This window comes from Acidomonas methanolica (assembly GCF_004346035.1).
GTDB lineage: Bacteria > Pseudomonadota > Alphaproteobacteria > Acetobacterales > Acetobacteraceae > Acidomonas > Acidomonas methanolica.
Genome location: NZ_SLZN01000023.1, coordinates 1 through 22,297, shown reverse-complemented (window position 1 = coordinate 22,297; position 22,297 = coordinate 1). Strand labels below are relative to the sequence as shown.

Sequence of the window (22,297 nt, the reverse complement as noted above, 5' to 3'; positions counted from 1 at the left end):
ACATGAACGAAATCACGGAAATCCGGGGCCGGGACCGCTACCGCGCGGGCGTCCTCAAATACGCCCAGATGGGCTATTGGGACAGCGACTATACGCCGTCGGACACCGATCTCCTGGCGCTGTTCCGCATTACGCCGCAGGACGGGGTGGACCCTGTCGAGGCCGCCGCCGCCGTCGCGGGGGAGAGTTCGACCGCGACGTGGACCGTGGTGTGGACGGACCGGCTGACCGCCGCCGACCAGTATCGCGCCAAGGCGTATCGCGTCGACCCGGTGCCGGGGCGTCCGGGCGAGTATTTCTGCTATGTCGCCTATGATCTGATCCTGTTCGAGGACGGTTCGATCGCCAATCTCACGGCGTCGATCATCGGCAATGTCTTTTCCTTCAAACCGCTGAAGGCGGCGCGGCTGGAGGACATGCGGCTGCCGGTCGCCTATGTGAAGACGTTCAAGGGGCCGCCGACGGGAATCGTCGCCGAGCGCGAGCGGCTGGACAAGTTCGGCCGTCCGCTCCTGGGCGCCACGACCAAGCCGAAGCTGGGTCTTTCGGGCAAGAATTACGGGCGTGTCGTCTATGAAGGGCTCAGGGGCGGGCTCGACTTCATGAAGGATGACGAGAACATCAACTCGCAGGCCTTCATGCACTGGCGCGACCGCTTCCTCTACTGCATGGAGGCCGTCAACCGCGCCAGCGCCGAGACGGGCGAGGTGAAGGGGCATTACCTCAACGTCACCGCCGGGACGATGGAGGAGATGTACCGCCGCGCGGAATTCGCCAGGCAGCTCGGCTCCGTCATCGTGATGGTCGATCTGATCGTCGGCTACACGGCGATCCAGTCCATGAGCGAATGGTGCCGGCGGAACGACATGATCCTGCACATGCATCGCGCGGGCCATGGCACCTATACGCGACAGAAGACGCATGGCGTGAGCTTCCGCGTCATCGCCAAATGGCTGCGTCTCGCCGGTGTGGATCACCTGCATGCCGGCACCGCCGTTGGCAAGCTGGAAGGCGATCCGCTGACCGTGCAGGGCTATTACAATGTCTGCCGCGGCTTGCGGAACGAGGTCGATCTCCCGCGCGGGCTCTTCTTCGAGCAGGACTGGGCCGATCTGCGCAAGGTCATGCCCGTGGCCTCCGGCGGCATTCATGCCGGGCAGATGCATACGCTGCTGGACCTTTTCGGCGACGACGTGGTGCTCCAGTTCGGCGGCGGGACCATCGGCCATCCGATGGGCATCCAGGCGGGGGCGACGGCCAACCGCGTGGCGCTGGAAGCCATGGTGCTGGCCCGCAACGAGGGGCGCGACATCAGGAACGAGGGGCCGGACATCCTCCGCGCCGCCGCGAAATGGTGCAAGCCGCTGGAAGCCGCGCTCGATGTCTGGGGCGATATCAGCTTCAACTACACGTCCACGGATACGTCGGACTTCGTGCCGACCGCTTCCGTGAGCTAGCGGATCACTGGGCATCGTTCTTTATCGGAAGTCCTTTTGCCGCCTCTTCTTCGGAAAAAGAAGAAATGCCCGCCAAGGACGCCCGCTACGGCGAGCCTGTTCAACACCATGGAGACGACCATGCGCATCACCCAGGGGTGCTTCTCCTTCCTGCCCGACCTGACCGACGAGCAGATCTCGGCCCAGCTCGATTATTGCCTGGGTCGCGACTGGGCGCTCGGCATCGAATATACCTACGACCCGCATCCCCGGAACACCTACTGGGAGATGTGGGGGCCGCCGATGTTCGATCTGCGCGACGCCAAGGGCGTGATGATCGAGCTTGCCGCGTGCCGCGCGGCGCATCCGGAAGCGTATATCCGCATCAACGCCTTCGAGTCCGCCCGTGGCTTCGAGACGGTCATGATGAGCTTCATCGTCAACCGGCCCGCGGCCGAACCGAGGATCGACATGACCCGCACGGAGGTCGATGGGCGCAGCCTCCGCTATACGCACACGGTGGCGGCCTGAGGTCATGAACGACGCGCCCCCCGCCGGCACGATCGACCTGCGCGCGGAATATGAGCGCTCCGGCATCCGGGAGATGTTGGACGAGCTCGATCGCGAGCTGGTCGGGCTCGTCCCGGTCAAGCGACGTGTGCGCGAGACGGCGGCGCTGCTGCTGGTCGACCGCGCGCGCCATGCGCTCGGCCTCGTCAACGAAACGCCGACGCTGCATATGTCCTTCACCGGCAATCCGGGCACGGGCAAGACCACGGTGGCGCGGAAGATGGCGGGGCTCCTGCATCGGCTCGGCTATGTCCGCAAGGGACATCTCGTCAGCGTGACGCGGGACGATCTCGTCGGCCAGTATATCGGCCATACCGCCCCCAGGACGAAGGAGGTGCTCAAGCGTGCCATGGGCGGCGTGCTGTTCATCGACGAGGCCTATTACCTCCATCGCCCGGACAACGAGCGCGATTACGGGCAGGAAGCCATTGAAATTCTCCTCCAGGTCATGGAAAACAACCGTGACGATCTGGTCGTCATCCTCGCGGGATACGCCGATCGCATGGAGCGTTTCTTCCAGTCCAATCCCGGTTTCCGCTCCCGCATCGCGCATCACATCGCATTTCCCGACTACACTGAAGAAGAGTTGAACCGCATCGCCGTCCTCGCGCTTCAGAAACTCGGCTATCGTCTCTCTCCCGCAGCGGAGGACGTCATGGAGCGATATATCGCCTTGCGGCGCAACCAGCCGCATTTCGCCAATGCGCGTTCGGTCCGCAACGCGCTGGACCGGGCGCGCCTGCGTCAGGCCGACCGGCTTTTCACCCGCTCTGCCGGGCCGGTGAACGCCGCCGCTCTTTCCACCATCGAGGCCGAGGACCTGGCCGCCAGTCGCGTGTTCGAGGGCGGGCTGGGGATCGGTCCCGCGTCGCCCGCCGTATCGAGACACTCCGAGGAGCTTTCGCCATGAATTTTGACCGTTCCCTGAAAATCGCTCCGTCGATCCTGTCCGCGGATTTCGCCGCCATGGGCGCGGAATGCGAGGCCATCGAGGCGCAGGGCGCCGACTGGGTGCATGTGGACGTGATGGACGGGCATTTCGTCCCGAACCTCACCTTCGGGCCGGCCATGTGCGCCGCACTGCGTCCGCATATCCATACCGTGATGGACGTCCATCTCATGATCGCGCCGGTCGATCCGTTCATCGAGGCTTTCGCGAAGGCGGGCGCGGACATCATCTCCGTCCATCCCGAGGCGGGGCCGCATACGCATCGCACGCTCCAGACCATTCGCGGGCTGGGCAAGAAGGCGGGGCTCGCCCTCAATCCGGGCACGCCGCTTGATGTGATCGAATATCTGCTCGACCTCACGGATCTCGTCTGCATCATGACGGTCAACCCGGGTTTTGGCGGTCAGAAATTCATTCACTCCCAGATCGAGAAGGTGCGCCGCCTGAAGCGGATGATCGGCGACCGGCCGATTCACATCGAGATCGACGGCGGCGTGACGCCGGAGACGGCTCCGCTGGTGGTCGATGCCGGGGCGAACGTGCTCGTCGCGGGATCGGCGGTCTTCGGGGGTGGCTCGGTCGGCCAGCCGGAGGTTTACGGGCGCAACATCCGCGCCATCCGCGAGGCCTGTATGGCCGCCGTCTGACGCGTCGCCGCCTTGCCGACGTCCCGGCCTTCCCGCTATGTCCGCGTGGGGAGGACGGTGCATGTCGAGCGAGAGTGAGGGCGAAATGTGGGCGGTGGGTGAAGAGATCCTTCACGACGGGCCGCCGACCCCGCGCTCCGGAAGCGATCCGGCCGCGCGGCTGGACGAATCATGCCTCGTCATCGACCCACAGGCGCAGGCGTTCTTCGCGCGGGAAGGGGCCGACACGGTCGGCAAATGCGTCGGGATCGCGACCATCCTGCAGGCGCACGGACATGTCCGGGAGGCGTCCGAATTCTATCGCCGGGCCTGTGACCTCCATGACAGGAGCCCGGGCCTGACCCCTGCCGCCCACTGGCTGCTTCAGGCCCGGCTGCTCTGTCTGCTGAAAGCGGGCATGACGCCGCCTGAGGCGGAGCTTTCCGAATTGCGGGCGCTCTGCATTCCCTATGCGGATTATATCGAGGGCGTGCGGGAGGCCTGGCAGGGAGGCGACGTCTTCAATGCGGTCAGGACGATCGGCAATGCGTATGAGGAATTCCACACCGGGGAAGAAATCGAGTCCATTCTGCTCGGTCTGGTCCATCGCGGCATGCCCGGCATCTTCAACGGCAAGCCTGGTGGCCGGAATGTTTCAATTCCCAGAAAACTGTTCTTCTACCGGGAGAAGCAGGACCTGTCCCCGCAGGTGGCCGAAAATCTCAGTCGGTACAAGGATATCAGGGATCTCGACGTTCAAATCTTCAACCGCGACGCCGCCGCGGAATGGCTCTACGCCTATTACGGCGTCGAGGCGCGGTCGCTCTTTCTCGAAGCCCGGCATCCGGGCGAGGCGGCGGATTTTCTGGGCGTGCATGTCATCAACCTGCTGGGCGGCTGGTGGCTGGACGCGGACATACCCCTCAGGACGGCGGCGTTCCGCACTCTCATGGACACGCCCGACAGGAATGGCGTCTATTTCCTGACGGATCATGATGTCATTCGCAATGATTTCTTCGGTTCGACGCCGAATAGCGAGATCCTTGTGGACTGTATCTTGTCTCTGTATCGCAACAGTTATCTGCATAAGGGTCTTCCCGTCGCCGGCAGGACGGGGCCGGGTATTTTCGGGCGTGCGATGAACCGTCTGATCAACAGGCGGCTTAACGGGATCGTCAGTCATGAAATGATCGCCGTGCTGGATCACTCACAGTTCCGGAACGTGATCGAGGCAGTCGATCCGCTGCATACTGTCTGATCGGCAGGCCTGAAGGGTGGGTGCTCTCCTGGTTCTTTTTTGAAAAAAAGAACCAAAAAACTTTTTCGACTTGGTGTGGGAGTTTCCGGGTGTCGGTTTGTTGCTAAGCGGTTTGGTCGCTGTCGATATGGGATTCTGCGCCTTGGTGCCGGGCCGGAGAGCATGATCGGATGATGCTGTAGGGCAGCATGTCCATCACCTTGCGGGCTTTCTGCAGCGGCGAGTGTGCTCGGTCTGACCAAGCCTGTCGTGCGTCATCGGATCGGGGCGCTGGAATGGACGGTCCATGTCCGGCGCGCATGGCGTTCGCCTCGGAGGCGTTATCCGGGGCTCGAACGCGAACTGGTCCTGAGCAATGTGAGCGCGGACCTTCTGGGGCAGGAGGCGGATATGGTGAAATCCGGCCTGAGGCCGGCGTCATCCGGTCCGGCATTAATTCCGGACCGGATGACCAGCGGCAACACCTTCAGAGTGGCCGCATGACATGCAGCAGGGGACGGGACTAAAACCCTGTGGACAGCGACACGAGGGCCGCGAAATTGCCGCCGACGAGATAGACCGGAGAACCGCCGGAAATCGTGCTGCCATAGATTCCCTTGCGGGTCTGCGCCGTCGCAGCGAAGCTGCCGGGCGCCGAGCGATAGAGATTATTGCCGACATTGACGAGATTGAGCTGGATTTTCGGCCCTTTCAGATAGCGGACATGCGGGAAGCGATAGCCGAGCGTGATGTCCGACACCACGTATCCCGGCATGCGCTGGTCATTCATGAAGGTGGAATATTGCGAGCCGATATAGCGCAGGCTGAAATTACCGAAGAATGCCTTGTTGTCGTCATAGGCCAGCGCCGCTGAGAAAGTGAAGTGCGGCGCGCCGACGGAATTTTTCCCCGCCGTGGGTAGATAGTCGATGACCGATTGGCCTGCCGCGTTTATGCCCGAGGCAGGAATATTGTTGTCCATCGTCGAATGCAGATATTGGGCGGAGATATAGGGGCTGAAATGATGCCAGGGCTTGAGGCCGAGTTCGCCCTGAACGCCGCGCGACGTCATGCCGCCGACATTGATGGGCTCGGAAATGAGCATGTTGGTGTTGGGGATGTAGCCGCTCGACGTCACCTGATGATTGGTCAGATTGATGTTGAAGAGCGACATCTGGAAATTGAACAGTTTGTCCGTGTGCCGGTAGCCGAGTTCCTCGGCGATGGTGTATTCCGATTTCAGGCTCCCCGGCTGCTCGACGGCGTGGGAGGAGTTCGGGTCGAAAATCTGGCTGTAGGCCTCCACCGATTCCGGCGCGCGGAAGGATGTCGTGCCGTTCATGTAAACCTGATCTTGCGGCGTGATCTGATAACTGACGGCGAATTGCGGCAGCGGCTCGAAATAATTGCCGGTCTTCTTGTAGGGATCGGAGCCGGGAACGTCATTCGTCCCCTGCCGATAAACCATGGCGGCGCGGAATCCGGCGCTCACGACCAGTTTGTCGTTAAGAAGCCTCAATGAATCCGCCAGGTAAAGGGCGTTGACCTGCTGCATGAAGTTGAGATTGTAACCGCTGAGAATTCCGACGCCGTTCACGACGATGGGATAGCGCCCGTAGGAATTGGCCGCCTTGCCGGAGGGATCGACGACGGAAAAGGTCGAAAGCTCCTCATGCGTCGTGTAGGAATACCAGTAGCCGAAGGACAGCGTATTTTTCCCTGCCGTCCAGTCAACGGAGGTATTCACCGCGCCGGTCTTCTGGTTCCAGGGATCGACGCTCGCTGTGGTCAGCATCTGCTTGCCGGAGGAGTTGGTATAGGCGTAGGGCTGGCCGAGATTGCCGTATTGATACGTGCCGTAATAGCCGCCGGATGCCGGAATGTTCTCCCCGCCGACTGACGGCCCGTTCTGGTGGACGAAATACGGCGTCACGTTCAGTGTCAGGTTATGCGCCAACGTGAAATGCATGGGCGCGATCACGTCGAGCGAATTGAGATTGCCGAAATTGAGCTTGTAGTAGGTCGAATTGCCAGGATAATAATTCGGCGTGTAATTGAAGCTGGTTCCGTATTCCTTCCACTGCGCCGCCGTCGGCTCGCGCCAGCTTGTCTGCTCCTGCCGGTTGAATCCAAAAATCGCGGTGATGGAGTTGCCCTGTCCCCATTCCTTCACGAATTTCGAATCGACATGGTAACGTGTCAGCCCGCCCGGCCCTCGCCAGTTGTTGTTCGAAAGATAGGAGAACGATGCGAAGCCGCGGATTCCCGTGTTGCCAATCTCGCCCGTGTCCAGCCGCAGGAATTCCTTCTGGGCGCTATGCGTGCCGCCCAGAAGGTTGAGATAGCCTCCGGCGTGATGGCTCGGGTTCAACTCCGTCGCCGAAATCTGGCCGCCGACGGCGTTGAAGAGAGGAGCGTTGAGATCGGGCGCGCCCTGGGACACCGTGACCGAGCCCAGATTCTCGGTATCAACGAGCATCGAGGTATACGGCTCGTAGTTAATGGGGTCGGCCAGCGGCGCGCCTTCGAAGAGATAACCGATCTGACTTTCGTTCATGCCGCGCATGGTGATGTGGTCGCCCGCCGTCGCAAGAGGGCTCTGGTTCGCGTAGACCACACCCGGCAGGTTGGCGATCATGGATGAGATATTGCCCGAGGGTGCCTGTTTGGCGATCCAGTCCCGTGTGACGCCGCTCTGCGAGCGCGGCGCCGTCTGAACTGGCATGAGTCCGCCGCCCGGCGTGGTGTTGGTCGTGCCGTCCGCGTGGCGGCCGGCGCCGGACACGGATATTTCCTCCGTTTGCGGAACGGACGGTCCGAGGATGGTGCCGGCGCGGCCGTTGACCGGCGATGCGGTTCTGGGAGTCGGGGCGGGGCTACGGGAGGGGCTGTGCCGGTGCGTGGTGCGGGACTTGCCGGCCGGGGTCTGGCTTTGTGCAAAACTTGTCCGGCAGAATCCGGCGTCGAGTGCCACCAGCGCAGCAAAACAAAGAAGGATTCTACGTTCCAACATGCCGAAATGCCTCCCGCCACAAGCCCACGCGTGCGGGCATGATACTGATTCAACTGGATTATTTTTTCAGGACTGCCGCCCATTTTTTTCTGGATATCCGGCAGCACCCTCTCCGACATCAGAGCCTAGAGAGGACGTTTCCATACCGCAATAGTTAAATTAAAAAACTAAGTATTTTTTGTGACTCACGCCGTGAATGGCCGACGATTCGCATGCACGGGGAGGATGGAAGGTGACAAAAGGGCCGATTTTCCGGGATTTTCGTTATTTTGGGTCGATGAATTAAGTGGAGGCGCTTATGGGGGTCATCATCCCGCTATTGCCTCCCGCCGAGTCGCCTGTCTTGAAAGGTTCCGCGCATGACATCGTCCTCCCCTTCTTCCCGTTTCGGCCGGTTGCTGATCCTGCCCGATCCCAACGCGGCGACGGCCGCCGCCGCGCGGTTGATCGCGCAGACGATTCGCAACGACGCCCGGGCCGTGCTCGGCCTCGCCACGGGCCGCACGATGGAGGGTGTCTATGCGCGGCTTGCCGCGATGCACCGGGACGAGGCCCTGTCCTTTTCCGGCGTGACGACCTTCAATCTGGACGAATATGTCGGCCTGTCCGCCTCTGATCCGAACAGCTACCACCATTACATGCGCACCCATCTGTTCGACCCCGTGGATGCCGATCCCGCCCGGGTGCACCTGCCGGACGGCGCGGCGGCCGATCCGGGCGCCGAATGCGCGGCCTATGAGCGCGCGATCCGCGCGGCGGGGGGAATCGCCCTGCAACTTCTGGGAATCGGCGATACGGGCCATATCGGCTTCAACGAGCCGCCCTCCGCCTTCGACACGCGCACGCGCGTCGTGGAGCTGGACGAGGCGACGCGGCGGCAGAACGCGCCGATGTTCGGCGGTGATCCGGAGGCGGTGCCGCGCGAGGCCATCACCATGGGCGTCGGAACGATCCTCGAATCGAAGCGGCTGCTGCTTCTGGCGACCGGCCCCGCCAAGGCGGCGATTCTGGCGGCGGCGCTCGAAGGTCCGGTGACGCCGGAGGTCAGCGCCTCGGCGATCCGCCTGCATCCGGACGTGACGGTCGTGCTCGATACGGACGCCGCCGCCGCGCTGTCGCCCGCTTTCACGGCGCGGGCGACAGTCGCGGACTGATCATCGCGCCGCCGTCACCAGCGCGCGCACGCCCGGCAGGAAGCCGATCAGCAACCCGCTCGGCGGGAGGGTCCCCGTCGTGGACATGCGGCGGGAACACGAATCATAGGCGGATTGTGCCGCGGCGATCTGGCGTTCCGCCTCGCTCTGCCATGCCGCGTCGTGGCCGCCGGGCTGAAGCGCGGCGAGGCCCGTGCGGGCCAGCGCCGAAAGGAGATGCGAGACGGGCAGCGCCTCCTTCAGCAGGGGCGTCGTCGCCACGGCGCGATAGGCGGCGTCATTGGCGGCCCATGGCGTCAGCAGGGCGCGCAGATCCGCCGCCACGCCGCGATCGCCCGCCGCATAGCGCGCGGCGAGACGGTTGAAGCGGATCGCCAGCAGGCTGTCGGGCGCGGCGATGGCCGCCGGGCCGGTCAGCATCGCGTCGCCGTTGCGCGTGACCAGCCGGTTCAGCGCATAGTTCATGACCGGGCGCGTCGCCGCCGTCAGCACGCGCAGGGGCGTCACGTTCCCCGGAGTCAGCCGGTCGATCATCTCCGAATCGTGCTGCGTGGCCAGCAGCCCCGTGGCTTCCAGCTCAGCCAGCACGTCCGGCAGGCGGCGCTCCATGTCGTCCACGTCCCGCACGGTCTCCGGCGACCAGAACCGTTCCGCGATGGCGGCGGAACGCGGCCAGAGCCGGGCATCCTCCATCTCGTCGGTCACCACCTCGCTCCAGAGCGGCGCTTCCCCGCCGAGCACGAGGGATTTCTGCGCGTCGGTCAGCGGAGACTGCGCCGGATCGAGGGTGAAGGCGTCGACCATCGCGCCCATTTTCACCCGGGCGGCGGCGCCTTCCGCGGGCGAGAAGCCGTCCGATTGCAGGTCGAACGGATCGACGGCGTAATGCGTGCGCGACGGGCGCAGCAGGTCGAGATAATATCCGGCGGAGACGACGACCGGATGCCCGCCCGCCGTGGCGAGCCCCGTCCATTTCGACGAGCGCCAGACCTCGACGACGACATCCTTGGGAATCGGTGCCTCGGACACCTCGTCCCAGCCCATCATGATCTTGCCCTGCCGCGCCAGAACCTGCTCGACCCGCGCGGTGAAGGCCGCCTGTATGGCCGGCGCGTCCGCGTAGCCATGCGCCTTCATATAGGCCGCGATGGCCGGATTGCCGGTCCATTGATCCGGGCTGACCTCGTCGCCGCCGGAATGGAAATAGCGGTCGGGGAAGAGACGCCCCATCTCCGCGTAGAGCCCCTCGGCGAAGCGCAGGACGTCGGGGCTGGTCGGGTCCAGGGCGGCGTTGTTGAGATTGAGATGCTTGGGGCAGGAGGTGGTGGAGCTGGATTTGGAAAAATCCGTCTGACAGGTCTTGAGCCAGGCCGGCGTCAGGGGCACGGGCTGCTGCGCGGCCAGCCCGGGATAGGCCTGGAGGATCGCCAGCGTATGACCCGGAATGTCGAATTCGGGGACGATGCGGATGCCACGGTCGGCGGCGTAGGCGATGATCTCGCGCACCTGCGCCTGAGTGTAATACTGATCGTGCCCGCCGATCTGCTGAAGTTTCGGATAGCGCAGGCTCTCGACGCGGAAGCCCGTGCCGTCGCTCAGATGCCAGTGCAGGACATTGAGCTTGACCAGTTCCATCGCGTCGAGCTGGCGTTTCATGGTCTCGACGGAAAGGAAATGCCGCGCCACGTCGATCATCAGGCCGCGCCAGAGGAAGCGCGGCGCGTCGTCGATCGACGCGTCCGTGAGAACTGGCCCTTCGGGCGTGCGCCGGACGAGTTGCAGGAGCGTGGCCAGCCCGCGCAACACGCCCGCTGGACCGTCCGCCCGCAGTTCCACGCCGCCCGGCGTGACCGCAAGCGTGTAGTGCTCCTTCTCATGCAGAGTCAGATAGTCCGGATCGACGCCGTAGCGGATATGCAGGGCCACCGGAGCGCCGCCGCCGCCCGGCCCCGCAAGGGTGGCGAGACGCTGGAGGAAACGCGCGGCCGCGCGTTTCAGCAGGGGCGTGGGCGCTCGCCCGTCCCAGAGGACAGTCATGCCGCCGATCGGCTGGGCGGCTCCGGTGTAGGCCACCGATTTCGGGATCGGCATGAGAGCGGGAGGCGTGAGAAGCGGAGCCGCTCGGGCGGATGCGCCCGTCAGCGCGGCCGCCGCCAGCAGGGCAACGCGGCCGGCGCGGAAGAGGCTGTATCGTCCAGTCGTCATGTCAATGTCCCGTGCTGTGGAGAGAGGTGTCGAAAGAGGACAGAGCGTCCCGCATCGCGTGGATCGTGCCGGGCGACGTCGACGCGCGCGTGGCGCCAAAACCGAAGGCGGCGACGCGCTCCGGCTCGGGCGCGGCCGGCGCGCGGCAGGAGGCATGCACCGCCCCGACGCCGGTGGCCCGGAGGAGCGGGACAACATTGCCGGGCGTGACGCCGGCCCCCGCCATGATTTCGATGCGTCCCGCCGCCCGCGTCACGAGCGCGCGCAGCAGCGGCGCGCCCTCCGGCGCGGCGGCCGCGCCGCCCGAGGTGAGAATCCGCTCGAACCCCAATGCGATGGCCGCCTCCAGCGCCTCGAAGGGATCGGGCGCGAGGTCGAACGCCCGGTGCAGCGTGCGTCCGAGCGGCCCGGCGGCGGCGGAAAGTCGCGCGAGCAGAGGCACGTCGAGCCGGTGGTCGGGCAGGGACGCGCCCAGCACCACCCCCGCGAGCCCGGCTGCGCGTATCGCGGCGATTTCCGCCAGCATCGCGCGCTCCTCCATCGTGTCGAACACGAAGGCGCCGGAGCGGGGCCGGATCATGGCATAGACCGGCACGGCGCTCCCGCGTGCGAGATGCACGAGCCCTGCCGATGGCGTCAGGCCGCCGAGGGCGAGGGCGGCGCAGAGTTCGATGCGCGTCACCCCCGCCTGCTGCGCCGTCCGCACGCCCTCCGCATCGTCCACGCAGATTTCAAGTTCGGTCATGCAGACGCCTCGCAGGGTGATGCGCCGCGAGCAGGGCGCGGGTGTAGTCGTGCGACGGCGCGGCGAAGAGCGCCGCCGTTTCGCCCGCCTCGACCACCGCGCCGTGGTGCAGCACCAGCGCGCGGTCGCAGAGAATCCGCACGACGGCGAGATCGTGGGTGATGAACAGGATCGCCAGTCCGAGATCGTCGCGCAGATCCATGAGCAGGTTGAGAACGAGCGCCTGAACCGAGACGTCCAGCGCCGCCGTCGCCTCGTCGGCGATCAGGAGGCGCGGCTCGGCGGCCAGGGCGCGCGCGATGCCGACACGCGCGCGCTGGCCGCCCGACAGCGCAGCGGGCAGACGCCCGTGCAGATCGGCGGAGAGTCCCACCCGCTCCAGAAGTTCCACGGCGCGGGCGCGCCGTCCGCCGCGCGGCGCGAGCCGATGGATGGCCAGCACCTCCTCGATCTGCGCGCCGACGCGCATCATCGGGTCGAGGCTCGAGAGGGGGTCCTGGAAGATCATCTGCACGCGGCCCGTCAGCGCGATCCGCCCCGCCGTCACCGGGGCGAGCCCGGCGACGGCCCGCGCGATGGTGCTCTTGCCGGAGCCCGATTCGCCGATCAGCCCGACGATCTCGCCCTCCCGGACGTCGAAGGACACGCCCCGCACGACGGGCCGCGCGCGCCGCGCCCAGAACGGCCCGGCGGGATAGGCGACGTGCAGATCCTCCACCGTGAGCAGCGTGGGCGTCGCGTCCGTCATGGAGCCGTCTCCAGGGCGAGGCAGGCCGCGCGCCGCCCGCCGGGCAGCGGACGCAGCGCGCCGCTCCCCGGCTGCATCGGCGCGGCGCAGGCGGGGCGGGCGATCGGGCAGCGCGGCTGGAACACGCAGCCCTCGGGACGGCGTCCCGGCGTCGGCACCGTGCCCGGCATGCCGTGCAGTCTCCGCCGTCCGCGTTCGTCCGGATGCAGCGCCGCGGGGTCGGGCAGGGAGGCGATGAGGCCTTGCGTATAGGGATGGGCCGGAGAGTCGAGCACGGCGGCGATCGGCCCGTCTTCCAGCAGGCGTCCGGCATAGAGCACGGCGGCGCGGTCGGCGACTGCCGCGGCCGCGCCGAAATCATGGGTGATGAAGAGCGTCGCCGTGCCGTGCGAGGCGGCCATGGCGCGGATGAGCGCGAGGATGCGGCCGCGTGTCGCCGCGTCAAGCGCCGTGGTCGGCTCGTCGGCGATCAGCAGCGCGGGAGAGGCGCAGAACGCCATGGCGATCATCACCCGCTGCCGCATTCCGCCGGACAATTCATGCGGAAAGGCGCGAAGGGCGCGCGGCGGATCGGCGATGCCGGTCTGCGCCAGCAGCGCCGCCGCTTCCTCCCGCCTGCGGGACGGGGTGCGGAGATCGGGGCGGTGCAGCGTCAGGGATTCGAGAATCTGCGCCCCGATCCGCATGAGCGGGTTGAGCGCGCTCATCGGCTCCTGGAAGATCATCGCGATCTCGCCGCCCCGCAGGCGGCGCATCTCGCGCTCCGGAAGCCGGGCGAGGTCGCGTTGGCCGCCGCGTCCGGTCAGCATGATCCGCCCGCCGCTGACCGTTCCGCCGCGCAGCAGGCCCATCACCGCCAGCGCCGTGACGCTCTTGCCCGAGCCCGATTCCCCGATCAGCGCCAGTGTCTCGCCGCGCGCGATGTGCAGTGAGACGCCGTCGAGCACCGTCGCCGCGCCGAAGCGGACGCTGAGATCATCGAGGACGAGAACCGGGGCGGATGTCATGAGGCCGCGCGCGGACGGCTCTGGCCGCGTGGACGCGGCGTCCAGTCGAAATCGGCGTCGAACGGGAAGCAGGGCCTCTGGGTCCGGTCGCGGCGGAGATGGGCGACGTCCTGATTCACGCTCCCCTCGGACAGCGCCATCAGGGGCGGATTCGCCAGCGGGGCGAGGTCCGGCGACAGATAGCCCGATTTGACGGCGAGGATGCGTAGCGCCGTCGGGTCGAGCCCGACCCGGTGGAAATCCGCCAATGTGTGATAGGGCCGCCGCCGCGCCGCGAGGACGATCGTGACGCCGCCGTGGCGGAGCACCGCCTCCCGCTCCGAGGGGTCGGCGTGGTCCACGAGGCGCAGCACCTCGCAGTCCAGCTCGACCCGCGCGCCGGACGGATCGAGACTCGCCCCGATGGCGAAGATCCGCCGCGCGCCCGCTCCGGCCTCGAACGCCGACGCGCAGGCCGGCGCGTCGGTGATCGCCACGACGGCCGCCTCCCGCGCGTCCCGCGCCACGAGGGCCGCCAGCATGTCGGCCCGGTCGCCGACGCCACCGCCGGTCGGGTTGTCGCCCGAATCGGCGAGGATGACGGGGCGGGTCTCGCAGGCCAGCGCGCGCGCCACGCACGCTTCCACGCTCCCGGTCTCCACCCCGAAGGCGAAATCATGCCGCGCCGCCCACCAGGAGCGCGCGATGGCGGCGGCGGTGTCCGTCAGCGCCGCCTCGTCCGTGCCCGTCACGACGGCGGAGGCCGTCGCCCTCGGCTCGTCGGCCCAGACATAGCCCACCATCAGCGCGGCATCCCACACGCCGGGCCGCGAATCGTAGTCGGGCAGTACTGCGTAGAGCGATCGCGCGGGCTCGTCCTCCGTGCTGGTGCGCTCGCCGGGGAGCAGCAGCGGGACCGGCGCCCAGACGATCCGCGGGCGGACTCCAGTCCGCAGCGCCTCGGTCAGCATCTCCACCGCCCGGCGCATCGTCCGCTCCACGTCGATATGCGGCGCGGTACGGTAGGCGGAGAAGATGTCGAGCGCATCGACGATCGGCTGGCTGACATTGCCGTGCAGGTCGTAGCTCGCCGCGATGAGGCAGTCCGGCCCCACCACCTCGCGGGCGGCGACGATCCAGTCCGCCTCCGCATCGTCGAGCCCCTCGACGGACATCGCGCCGTGCATGGCGAGATAGAGGCCGTCCAGCGGCAGGGCGGCGCGCAGCTTGGACAGGAATTCCGTCTTGAACGCCTCATAGGCCGCCCGCTCCACCCGTCCGCCCGGCACGGCGCGGGCATGGACGAGCGGCAGGAAGCTCGCGTCGAACGCGCCGAGGAAGGCGAAATAGGGCGCATCCAGCATGGCCGGGCCGCGCAGCACGCGGAAATCCTCCAGATGGATGGGCACCGGGTTGTAGGTGCTGCATTCCGTATGGATGCCGCCGAACGCGATACGCGGCGGATGGGCGGAAGACGGCTCCGTCATGTACAGTTACTCCCGAAAAGATAATGTTGCGCCGCGAGGCTGGCCGCGCCCGTCGCGAAGGTCTCGTGCTCGGAGCCGCGCAGGATGAGGGCGGTCTTCACCCCGGAGCGGCGCAGCACGTGATTGTCCATCTCCTGCCGCAGAACGATGCCGAACACGCTCTCCTTCAGCGCCGGATCGAGCATGAGGACGACCTGGCTCGGGTCGAACATCTGCACGAGCTGCGCCAGCGCGATGCCGAGCGCCGAACCGGCGCGATGCAGGATGGCCAGCGCCTCGGGGTTGCCGTCCGCGGCGAGTGTCGCGAGCGTCGCGATGTCGGCGGGCAGTCCCGCGCGCCGCGCCGCGCCGCGGATCGCCTGAAGGGACGAGACGGTTTCGAGGCAGCCGCGATTGCCGCAGCGGCAGGGCAGGGCGTTCTGGCTGTCGAACGCGATGGGCGAGTGGGACAGTTCGCCCGCCCCGCCATGATGGCCGCGATGGAGGCGGCCATTGACGATATGCGCGCTGCCGATGCCGTCCCCCACGAAGACGAGGCTGAAATCGGGGCAGTCGCCCGAGGGGCCGAACAACTGCTCGCCGAGGATCAGCGCGTTGGCGTCGTTCTCGATGAAGACGGGCAGGCCGGTCAGCGCGGACAGGCGGCCCGCCACGTCCACGTCCACCCAGCCCAGCGCCGCCGAGGCCAGGCAGATGCGACGGTCGCGCGAGACGAAGCCCGGCTGCGCCACGCCGATCCCGGCTGTTTCTCCGGCTTCGACCCCCGCCTCCTGCCGCACCGCCGCGACCGCCGCCGCCAGCGCCTCGAAGCAGCGCTCGGGATCGGCCTCGCGCGGAAGGACGCGGCGGGCGAGCACGCGTCCGTGCGGATCGGCGAGCACCACCGTTGCCGGGTCGGCATGCAGGGAGATGCCCACGAAGCTCGCCGCGTCGCTGCACAGGCCGAGCATGACGGAGGGCCGCCCTTGCCCGAAGACGAGTTCCAGTTCGCGCAGCACGCCGCGCCCGATGAGATCGCGCACGAAGGTCGAGACGCTGGCCTTGCTGAGATCGAGATGGCGCGCGAGATCCGTCCGGCTCATCGGGCCGAGACGGGTCAAAGCGCTGAGTATCCGATGATGACCCGCAGAAAACATGGGACTGATCCGTCGGAGGTGGAAAGGTGTCTTATTTCGATTGATAAACCAATTCCCTGTCAATAGAATTGTTTGTCTAACTAAGTTTGTCGCCAGATTTCCGCCTTTCCGGCACGGAAAATGGCCATCCGGGAGAAGCCGTGCCGCGTCCAATCCTTGCCTCCGTTGCGCTGCTCGTCCCTCTGGTCGCGGGATTTTTCCCGGTGCGCGGCGATCTCCTTCACGCGGCCGAGTCCCGCGTTACGGAACTCACCGTCATGCTGGCGGAGCCGCCGCGCAGCATGGACCCCGCAGACCAGAGCGCGACCGCGACCCGGAGCGTGCTCGCCCCGTTCTACGAGACTCTCGTGCGGCAGGACGAAACCGGCGCGCTTCATCCGGCGCTGGCGACGGCATGGACCTCCTCGGCGGACGGGTTGCGCTGGCGCTTCGCCATCCGTCCCGGACTCCGGTTTCATGACGGGACGAACTGCGACGCCGCAGCCGTCGCCGCGTCGTTGCGTCGTCTGATCGATCCGAAAGCCGCTCTTGCCGGGTCTGGAATATTCCGTGAAATTATCAGTTCAGTCGAACAGGAGGCCGGAGATGTCGTCGTCACCCTGCGCCACCCTTACGCGGAAATCCTGCCGCTCCTTTCCGTCACACAGGCCGCCATCGTCTCCCCGCGCGCGGCGGCGCGGGGCGATCTCGGACGTCATGCCGACGGCACCGGGCCGTTCGTCTTCGTGGCGTGGCGTCAGGGCAAGGATGTGCGGGCCGCGCGCAATCCGGCCTATTGGGGTCCCGCGCCCGCGCTGGACCGGCTGCGCTGGGTCTGGTCGCCGGAGCCGTCCGTCCTGAACATGGCGCTTCAGACGGGAGACGCCGACATCGTCGATCCGCTCGCGCCGGTCTTCGCCCGCCTCTACGCGCCCGGAGAGCGCGGCGCGACGGTCGCGCAGGTGCGGAGGGCGCCGGGCGCCGCGCTGTTCTGGGCCGCGCTGAATACGAAGCTCCCGCCGCTGGACGATTCGCGGGTGCGCCGCGCGCTCGGCCTCGCCATCGACCGCGACGCGCTGGTCGCCGGGTTGCTGCATGGATTCGGCCGTCCCGCCTGTCATGCGCTCACGCCCGATATCGCGGGCGCGCGATCCTGCGCGCCGGGCGAGGCGCGGGCGCATCTGGCGCAGGCCCGCGCCCTGCTGGCGGAAGCGGGGCACGGGAGCGGCTTCACGATCGCCGTCGCCGTGCAGGAGCCGGAAGAGCCGATCGCCGAAGCGTTGCAGGCCATGTGGCGGGGCATCGGCGTGACGCTGGAGATCCGCAGGCAGGAGGCGGGCGTCTGGGTGCAGTCGGCCTTCGCCCCGCCCGAGGCGAAGCGACGGGCGGGAACAGGGATGATCATCACCTCCTGGTCGGCCCCGTTCATTGCCGATCTCCAGCTTCGTCCGCTCTATGCCTCCGTCAGCGCCGCGCCGGCGGGGGCCAATCTCGGCTTCTTCTCGGACGATGCCGTCGATGCCGCGATCAACGCCGTCGCGGAGGAGCGCGATCCAGCGATCCGCCGCCAGACGCTGGACGATCTTCAGGCGCGGCTCGACGCGCAGGCGCCGATCCTGCCGCTCTATAACGCCGATACGGTCTATGGCGTGCGGCGCGGCGTCGAGGGCGTGACCGCCTTGCGGGACGGGGAAATCATCGTCGCGGGAGCCAGCCTGGCCGAAGCCGCCCTCCCGGCGGGGGGCGCGCCATGATGGGCTTCCTGCGGCGCGCGGCGGCGCTTCCCCTCATCATGCTCGGTGTTTCCGTCGCCGTTTTCGTGGCGATCCACGCGCTGCCGGGCGATCCGGCGCGCCTGCTGGCCGGTCAGCAGGCGCCCGAGGCGGTGGTCGCAGCCCTGCGGCACAGGCTCGGGCTCGACCTGCCGCTGCCCGCGCAGTATGGGCGCTTCCTGCTGCACGCGCTTCACGGCGATTTCGGCCTGTCGCTTCGCAACGGCGTGCCGGTTGCGACGCTCGTCCTCGGTCGGCTGCCCTATTCGCTCGCGCTGGGCGGCCTCGCCTATATGCTCGCCCTGCTCGTGGGCATTCCCGGCGGGATCGTCGCTGCGGCGCGGGCGGGGAGCTGGGCCGATCATCTGTTGACGGGGCTCACGCTGATCGGCGCGTCACTTGCCGGATTCTGGGTGGCGTTGCTCGGCATGGAGGTCTTCGCCGTGCGGCTGCACTGGCTGCCGCTGATGGGCGCGGGCGGCTGGCGGCATTATGTCATGCCCGCCTGCGTGCTGGCGCTGCTCCCCGCCGCGCTGATCCTGCGCATGACCCGCGCCGGGCTGGTGACGGTGCTCCGGCAGGATTACATCCGCACGGCGCGCGCGAAGGGCCTTTCGCCCCGGCGCGTCATGCTGCGCCATGCCTTGCCCAATGCGCTCGCGCCCATCATCGCCGTCTCCGCGCTCAATATCGGCAGCCTCATCAGCGGCGCGGTAGTGACGGAGACGGTGTTCGACTGGCCCGGCGTCGCGCGGCTGCTCGTCGATTCCGTGCGGTATCGGGACTATCCGGTGATTCAGGGGATCACCCTGCTCTCGGTGCTCGGTGTCCTGCTCGCCACCCTTGCCGCCGATGCGGCGATCGCGCTGCTCGATCCGCGCCAGAGAAGGATGTCATGAGGTGGAAATCATGAGGTGGAGATTGTGGCGGCGGGCGGGCGCGTCCTCCCTGCCGTTCCGGCTCGGCGCGGCGCTCTGCGGGGGCGCGCTGGTTCTGGCGCTTGTCGGCCCCGCCCTGCTCGGCGGCGATCCCTCGGCGCAGGACCTCTATCATGTGCTGCAACCGCCCTCCTGGCGTCATCCCTGCGGCACCGATGCGTTCGGCCGCGATATTCTGGTCCGGCTGGTGTACGGGTTGCGGCTGACCCTCATGGAAATCGCCGTCAGCCTGACGGTGGCGGCGGGGATCGGCGTGCCGATCGGTCTGTTCGCCGGCTTCGCGCCGCGCTGGGTGGACGGAGCGGTCATGACGATCTCGGACGTGCTGTTCGCCTTTCCGGGGCTGGTGCTGGCGCTGCTGGTCGTCAGCCTGCTCGGCCCCGGCCTGTTTCATGCGCTGCTGGCCATCGCGGCGTTTTCCGTGCCCGTCTATATCCGTCTCGGGCGGACGCTGGCCGCCGGGATGCGCCATCTGCTCTGGGTCGAGGCCTTGACGGTCCTCGGCGCGGGGCGGACGCGCGTGCTGCTGCGGCATGTCCTGCCCAACGCGGCGACCCCGCTGCTGGTGCAAGCGACGCTGAGCGGCGGGACGGTGGTTCTGGCGGCGGCGAGCCTCTCCTTCCTCGGGCTCGGCGCGCAGCCTCCGCTGCCGGAATGGGGCACGATGATGAGCGACGGGCGCAACGCGCTGGGCGCCGCCTTCTGGCCGTGTCTCTTTCCCGGCCTTTCGATCGCCGTGACGGTCATCGGCCTCAACTGCCTCGGCGACGGCCTGCGCGAACGGTTCGGCGCGCCGGGAGAAGATCGCAGGGCAGGATCAGGGGGAGAGGTGTAAGCCGCCATGCCGAAACTTCATCCCGTTCTTTGCGCCGATATCGGCGGCTCTTTCATCGACTGCGCCGTGGTGACATCCGATGGCGCCGTGCGCGACCGGCGCAAGGTGCCGACGCCGTGCCACGATCTCGACGCCTTTCTCGCCAGCCTCGTGGCCTTCGCCGCGCCGCATGCGGGCGCGCCTCTGCATATCGCCCTCGCCGGGTTGCAGGATCCGGAGAGCGGAGCCTGCACGGCGGCCAACATACCCTGCATCAACGGCGTGAAGCTGGCGCCGCGGCTTGCCGCCCTGCTGGATCGTCCGGTGCGGATCGGCAATGACGCGGATTGCTTCACCCTCGCGGAAACCCGGCTCGGCGCGGGGCTCGGGCATCGCAACGTGTTCGGACTCATCCTCGGTACCGGCGTCGGCGGGGGGGTGGTCATGGAGGGCAGGCTGGTCGTGGGCGGCGGCGGCGTGACCGGCGAATGGGGGCACGGGCCGGTCATTCCGCATGTGCCCGGCGCGGAGCGTCTCGTGCCCTGCTTTCCCTGCGGTTGCGGCCAACGCGGCTGCATCGACACGATCGGCGGCGCGCGGGGGTTGGAACGGCTCTATCGCTGGGCGGGCGGTGAGGCGGCGCGGGACAGCCGGGAAATCCTCGCGGCATGGCAGGACGGGGAGCCGGTGGCGGCCCGCACCATGACGCTGTATCTCGACTATCTCTCCTCTGCTCTCGCCCTCGCCGTCAATCTGATCGGCGCGAGCGTCGTCCCGGCGGGGGGCGGCCTGTCGGACGCGCCCGCCCTGCTGGAAGCGCTCGACCGTGCCACGCGCGCGAAGTTGCTGCGGCGGCCGGATGGGCGGTTAATCGTGCAGTCCCGGCTCGGCGGCAATGCCGGGCTCCTTGGCGCCGCGTTTCTCTGAAAGATCATGCCGATGGCAAGTGTTCCCTCTCCGTCCGAATCCGCAACGAACCGTGTGAGGCTGGTCGGCCCCTATGGCTGGGAGCCGCTGCTGGTCTCCGCCGCGATCTTCTTCGCCATGGGGTTCGTGACCTGGCTCAACGGCCCGCTGATCTCCTTCGTGCGCGTCGCGTTTTCACTTGACGACGTCAGCGCCTTTTTCATTCCCCTGGTCTTCTACGTCTCCTATCTGGTCTTCTCGATTCCGGCCTCGCTCGTCGCCCGCAGGCTCGGGCTGAAGACCGGCCTCGCCGCGTCGATCCTGCTTTCGGCGCTGGGCGTTGCGACGTTCGGGCAGTTCATCACCTGGCGCATCTATGGCGGCGCGCTGGCGGGATTGCTGCTGCTCGGCGCGGGGCTGTCGCTGATGCAGGTGGTCATCAACCCGCTGGTCAGTCTGCTCGGGCCGCCGACCCATGCCGCCAAGCGCATCGCGATCATGGGGATCAGCAATAAATTCGCCGGAATGCTTGCTCCCGTCGCGCTGGCCATGTTGGTGATGCGCGATATCGGCACGGTGGCCCAGCGCGCGCAGGCTGCCGATCCGGCGACGCGGGAGGCGATCCTGAACGGTTTCGTGCAGGCGATCTACTGGCCCTATCTCGGCATGGCGGCGCTGCTGGTCGGGCTGGCCGCGCTCGTCTGGATGTCGCCATTGCCACAGATCGAGGCGCCGCCGCTTCCGTCGCTCTCCGGGCAGATGCGCGAGAGGTTGCTCAAGCCGCATCTCGTCTTCGGCGTCTTCGTGCTGTTCCTGTATGTCGGGGTGGAGGTGATGGCGGCGGATGCGATCGGCACGTATGGGCGCGGTTTCGGCCTGCCGCTCGACCAGACGAAATTCTTCACCTCACTCACGCTGGCGGCGATGCTGGCGGGCTATGTCGCAGGCTTCGTCATCGTGCCGCGCTTCGTCTCGCAGGAACGCTACATGGCGTTCTCCTGTCTTGCAGGTATGCTCCTGACCGTGCTTGCCTTTCTTGCGCACGGCTATGTGTCGGTGCTGTTCGTGGCGTTGCTGGGTTTCGCGAATGCGATGATCATGCCGACGATCTTTCCCATCGCCATCCGCGGCGCGGGCCGCGCGACCTCGCTGGCTTCGGCGCTGCTGATCATGGCCTATAGCGGCGGCGCGATCATCCCGCAATTCTACGTCCTGCTGAAGCCCTATGTTGGATTTCAGGCCATGTTCGCTCTGCTCGTGTTGCCCTCCTATGCCGCGATTTTCCTTTACGCCCGGATCTATGGGCGGATCGGTCTGGATAAGAAATGATCCGTCTCGTCCGCTCGTAGCGATAGGTAACGAGTTGGAGCCGATGCGTGTGCCGTCGGTCCAGCGTCTGGAAACCCGGTGCGTCGATGATGATGAGCGATGCCCCAAGATAGAGCGGTCTTCGTAGGCCGGTGGCGACGGGTTGCTTGTATTTGCGCGCCGCCTCGCCTAGCACTACAGTTGCATTTTGTGTTGAGTTCTGAATCTATGGGTAACCATGATTCAGGATATGATAAGTGGCAGTACGTCTGTTGAAGAGACGCTGGA

General features: G+C 66.9%; 19 protein-coding genes. 12 read left to right on the top strand and 7 right to left on the bottom strand.

The window, feature by feature from the left end; all coding sequences use genetic code 11:
• Positions 1-2: 2 nt before the first annotated feature.
• The 6 genes from EDC31_RS13435 (at position 3) to EDC31_RS13410 (ending at position 5,322) form a co-directional block, all read left to right on the top strand.
• The gene (locus EDC31_RS13435) at positions 3-1,457 is read left to right on the top strand and encodes a form I ribulose bisphosphate carboxylase large subunit (RefSeq protein WP_042058906.1); all 1,455 of its coding nucleotides are present in this window, start codon (positions 3-5) and stop codon (positions 1,455-1,457) included.
• 120 nt (positions 1,458-1,577) lie between these two features.
• On the top strand, positions 1,578-1,967 hold the full coding sequence (locus EDC31_RS13430; RefSeq protein ID WP_042058936.1) for a ribulose bisphosphate carboxylase small subunit: 390 nt from the start codon (positions 1,578-1,580) through the stop codon (positions 1,965-1,967).
• Between the two features lie 4 nt (positions 1,968-1,971).
• Entirely contained in the window at positions 1,972-2,916 is a 945-nt protein-coding gene (cbbX, locus tag EDC31_RS13425; protein ID WP_042058909.1) for a CbbX protein, read from the top strand.
• Complete coding sequence (gene rpe / locus EDC31_RS13420) at positions 2,913-3,602, top strand: ribulose-phosphate 3-epimerase (RefSeq protein ID WP_042058912.1); 690 nt, start codon at positions 2,913-2,915, stop codon at positions 3,600-3,602. The genes cbbX and rpe overlap by 4 nt, the downstream gene beginning before the upstream one ends.
• Positions 3,603-3,663: 61 nt before the next feature.
• The gene (locus tag EDC31_RS13415; protein WP_052511920.1) at positions 3,664-4,839 is read left to right on the top strand and encodes a glycosyltransferase family 32 protein; all 1,176 of its coding nucleotides are present in this window, start codon (positions 3,664-3,666) and stop codon (positions 4,837-4,839) included.
• 225 nt (positions 4,840-5,064) lie between these two features.
• On the top strand, positions 5,065-5,322 hold the full coding sequence (locus EDC31_RS13410) for a hypothetical protein (protein ID WP_042058913.1): 258 nt from the start codon (positions 5,065-5,067) through the stop codon (positions 5,320-5,322).
• Between the two features lie 19 nt (positions 5,323-5,341).
• Here the strand turns inward: EDC31_RS13410 and EDC31_RS13405 are convergent, their stop codons facing one another.
• Positions 5,342-7,831 carry a TonB-dependent receptor gene (locus EDC31_RS13405; protein WP_081797601.1) on the bottom strand — a complete coding sequence of 830 codons (2,490 nt, stop codon included), beginning with the start codon at positions 7,829-7,831 and terminating at the stop codon, positions 5,342-5,344.
• A 359-nt stretch (positions 7,832-8,190) separates the two neighbouring features.
• Between EDC31_RS13405 and nagB the strand changes: the two genes are divergently transcribed.
• Entirely contained in the window at positions 8,191-8,985 is a 795-nt protein-coding gene (nagB, locus tag EDC31_RS13400) for a glucosamine-6-phosphate deaminase (RefSeq protein ID WP_042058915.1), read from the top strand.
• On the opposite strand, the gene EDC31_RS13395 is transcribed toward nagB, so the two are convergent.
• From EDC31_RS13395 to EDC31_RS13370, 6 genes are read right to left on the bottom strand one after another with little or no spacing between them, the layout of a single operon-like run.
• Positions 8,986-11,190, bottom strand: coding sequence for a beta-N-acetylhexosaminidase (locus EDC31_RS13395; RefSeq protein ID WP_306310135.1), 2,205 nt, complete (start codon positions 11,188-11,190; stop codon positions 8,986-8,988).
• A 1-nt stretch (position 11,191) separates the two neighbouring features.
• Positions 11,192-11,935: a copper homeostasis protein CutC gene (locus EDC31_RS13390; RefSeq protein ID WP_042058917.1), complete on the bottom strand. Its 744-nt coding sequence runs from the start codon at positions 11,933-11,935 to the stop codon at positions 11,192-11,194.
• The gene (locus EDC31_RS13385; protein ID WP_052511922.1) at positions 11,922-12,683 is read right to left on the bottom strand and encodes an ABC transporter ATP-binding protein; all 762 of its coding nucleotides are present in this window, start codon (positions 12,681-12,683) and stop codon (positions 11,922-11,924) included. Before EDC31_RS13385 ends, EDC31_RS13390 begins: the two co-directional genes overlap by 14 nt.
• Positions 12,680-13,690: an ABC transporter ATP-binding protein gene (locus tag EDC31_RS13380; RefSeq protein WP_132127097.1), complete on the bottom strand. Its 1,011-nt coding sequence runs from the start codon at positions 13,688-13,690 to the stop codon at positions 12,680-12,682. The genes EDC31_RS13385 and EDC31_RS13380 overlap by 4 nt, the downstream gene beginning before the upstream one ends.
• Complete coding sequence (locus EDC31_RS13375) at positions 13,687-15,156, bottom strand: M81 family metallopeptidase (protein ID WP_132127096.1); 1,470 nt, start codon at positions 15,154-15,156, stop codon at positions 13,687-13,689. Before EDC31_RS13375 ends, EDC31_RS13380 begins: the two co-directional genes overlap by 4 nt.
• Positions 15,153-16,292, bottom strand: coding sequence for an ROK family transcriptional regulator (locus tag EDC31_RS13370; RefSeq protein WP_042061924.1), 1,140 nt, complete (start codon positions 16,290-16,292; stop codon positions 15,153-15,155). Before EDC31_RS13370 ends, EDC31_RS13375 begins: the two co-directional genes overlap by 4 nt.
• 140 nt (positions 16,293-16,432) lie before the next feature.
• On the opposite strand from EDC31_RS13370, the gene EDC31_RS13365 reads away from it, so the two are divergent.
• Genes EDC31_RS13365 through gluP form a run of 5 tightly spaced genes read left to right on the top strand, consistent with a single transcriptional unit; the run spans position 16,433 to position 22,030 of the window.
• The gene (locus EDC31_RS13365; RefSeq protein ID WP_052512221.1) at positions 16,433-18,025 is read left to right on the top strand and encodes an ABC transporter substrate-binding protein; all 1,593 of its coding nucleotides are present in this window, start codon (positions 16,433-16,435) and stop codon (positions 18,023-18,025) included.
• Positions 18,022-18,942 (top strand): ABC transporter permease, encoded by a 921-nt coding sequence (locus tag EDC31_RS13360; RefSeq protein WP_042061922.1) that lies wholly within the window; start codon positions 18,022-18,024, stop codon positions 18,940-18,942. The genes EDC31_RS13365 and EDC31_RS13360 overlap by 4 nt, the downstream gene beginning before the upstream one ends.
• Positions 18,943-18,952: 10 nt before the next feature.
• A complete protein-coding gene (locus tag EDC31_RS13355; protein ID WP_052512227.1) occupies positions 18,953-19,816 on the top strand; it encodes an ABC transporter permease in 864 nt (287 codons plus the stop codon).
• 6 nt (positions 19,817-19,822) lie between these two features.
• On the top strand, positions 19,823-20,722 hold the full coding sequence (locus EDC31_RS13350; RefSeq protein ID WP_042061917.1) for an ROK family protein: 900 nt from the start codon (positions 19,823-19,825) through the stop codon (positions 20,720-20,722).
• A gap of 12 nt (positions 20,723-20,734) precedes the next feature.
• Positions 20,735-22,030 carry a glucose/galactose MFS transporter gene (gene gluP / locus EDC31_RS13345; RefSeq protein ID WP_042061926.1) on the top strand — a complete coding sequence of 432 codons (1,296 nt, stop codon included), beginning with the start codon at positions 20,735-20,737 and terminating at the stop codon, positions 22,028-22,030.
• Positions 22,031-22,297: the final 267 nt, after the last annotated feature.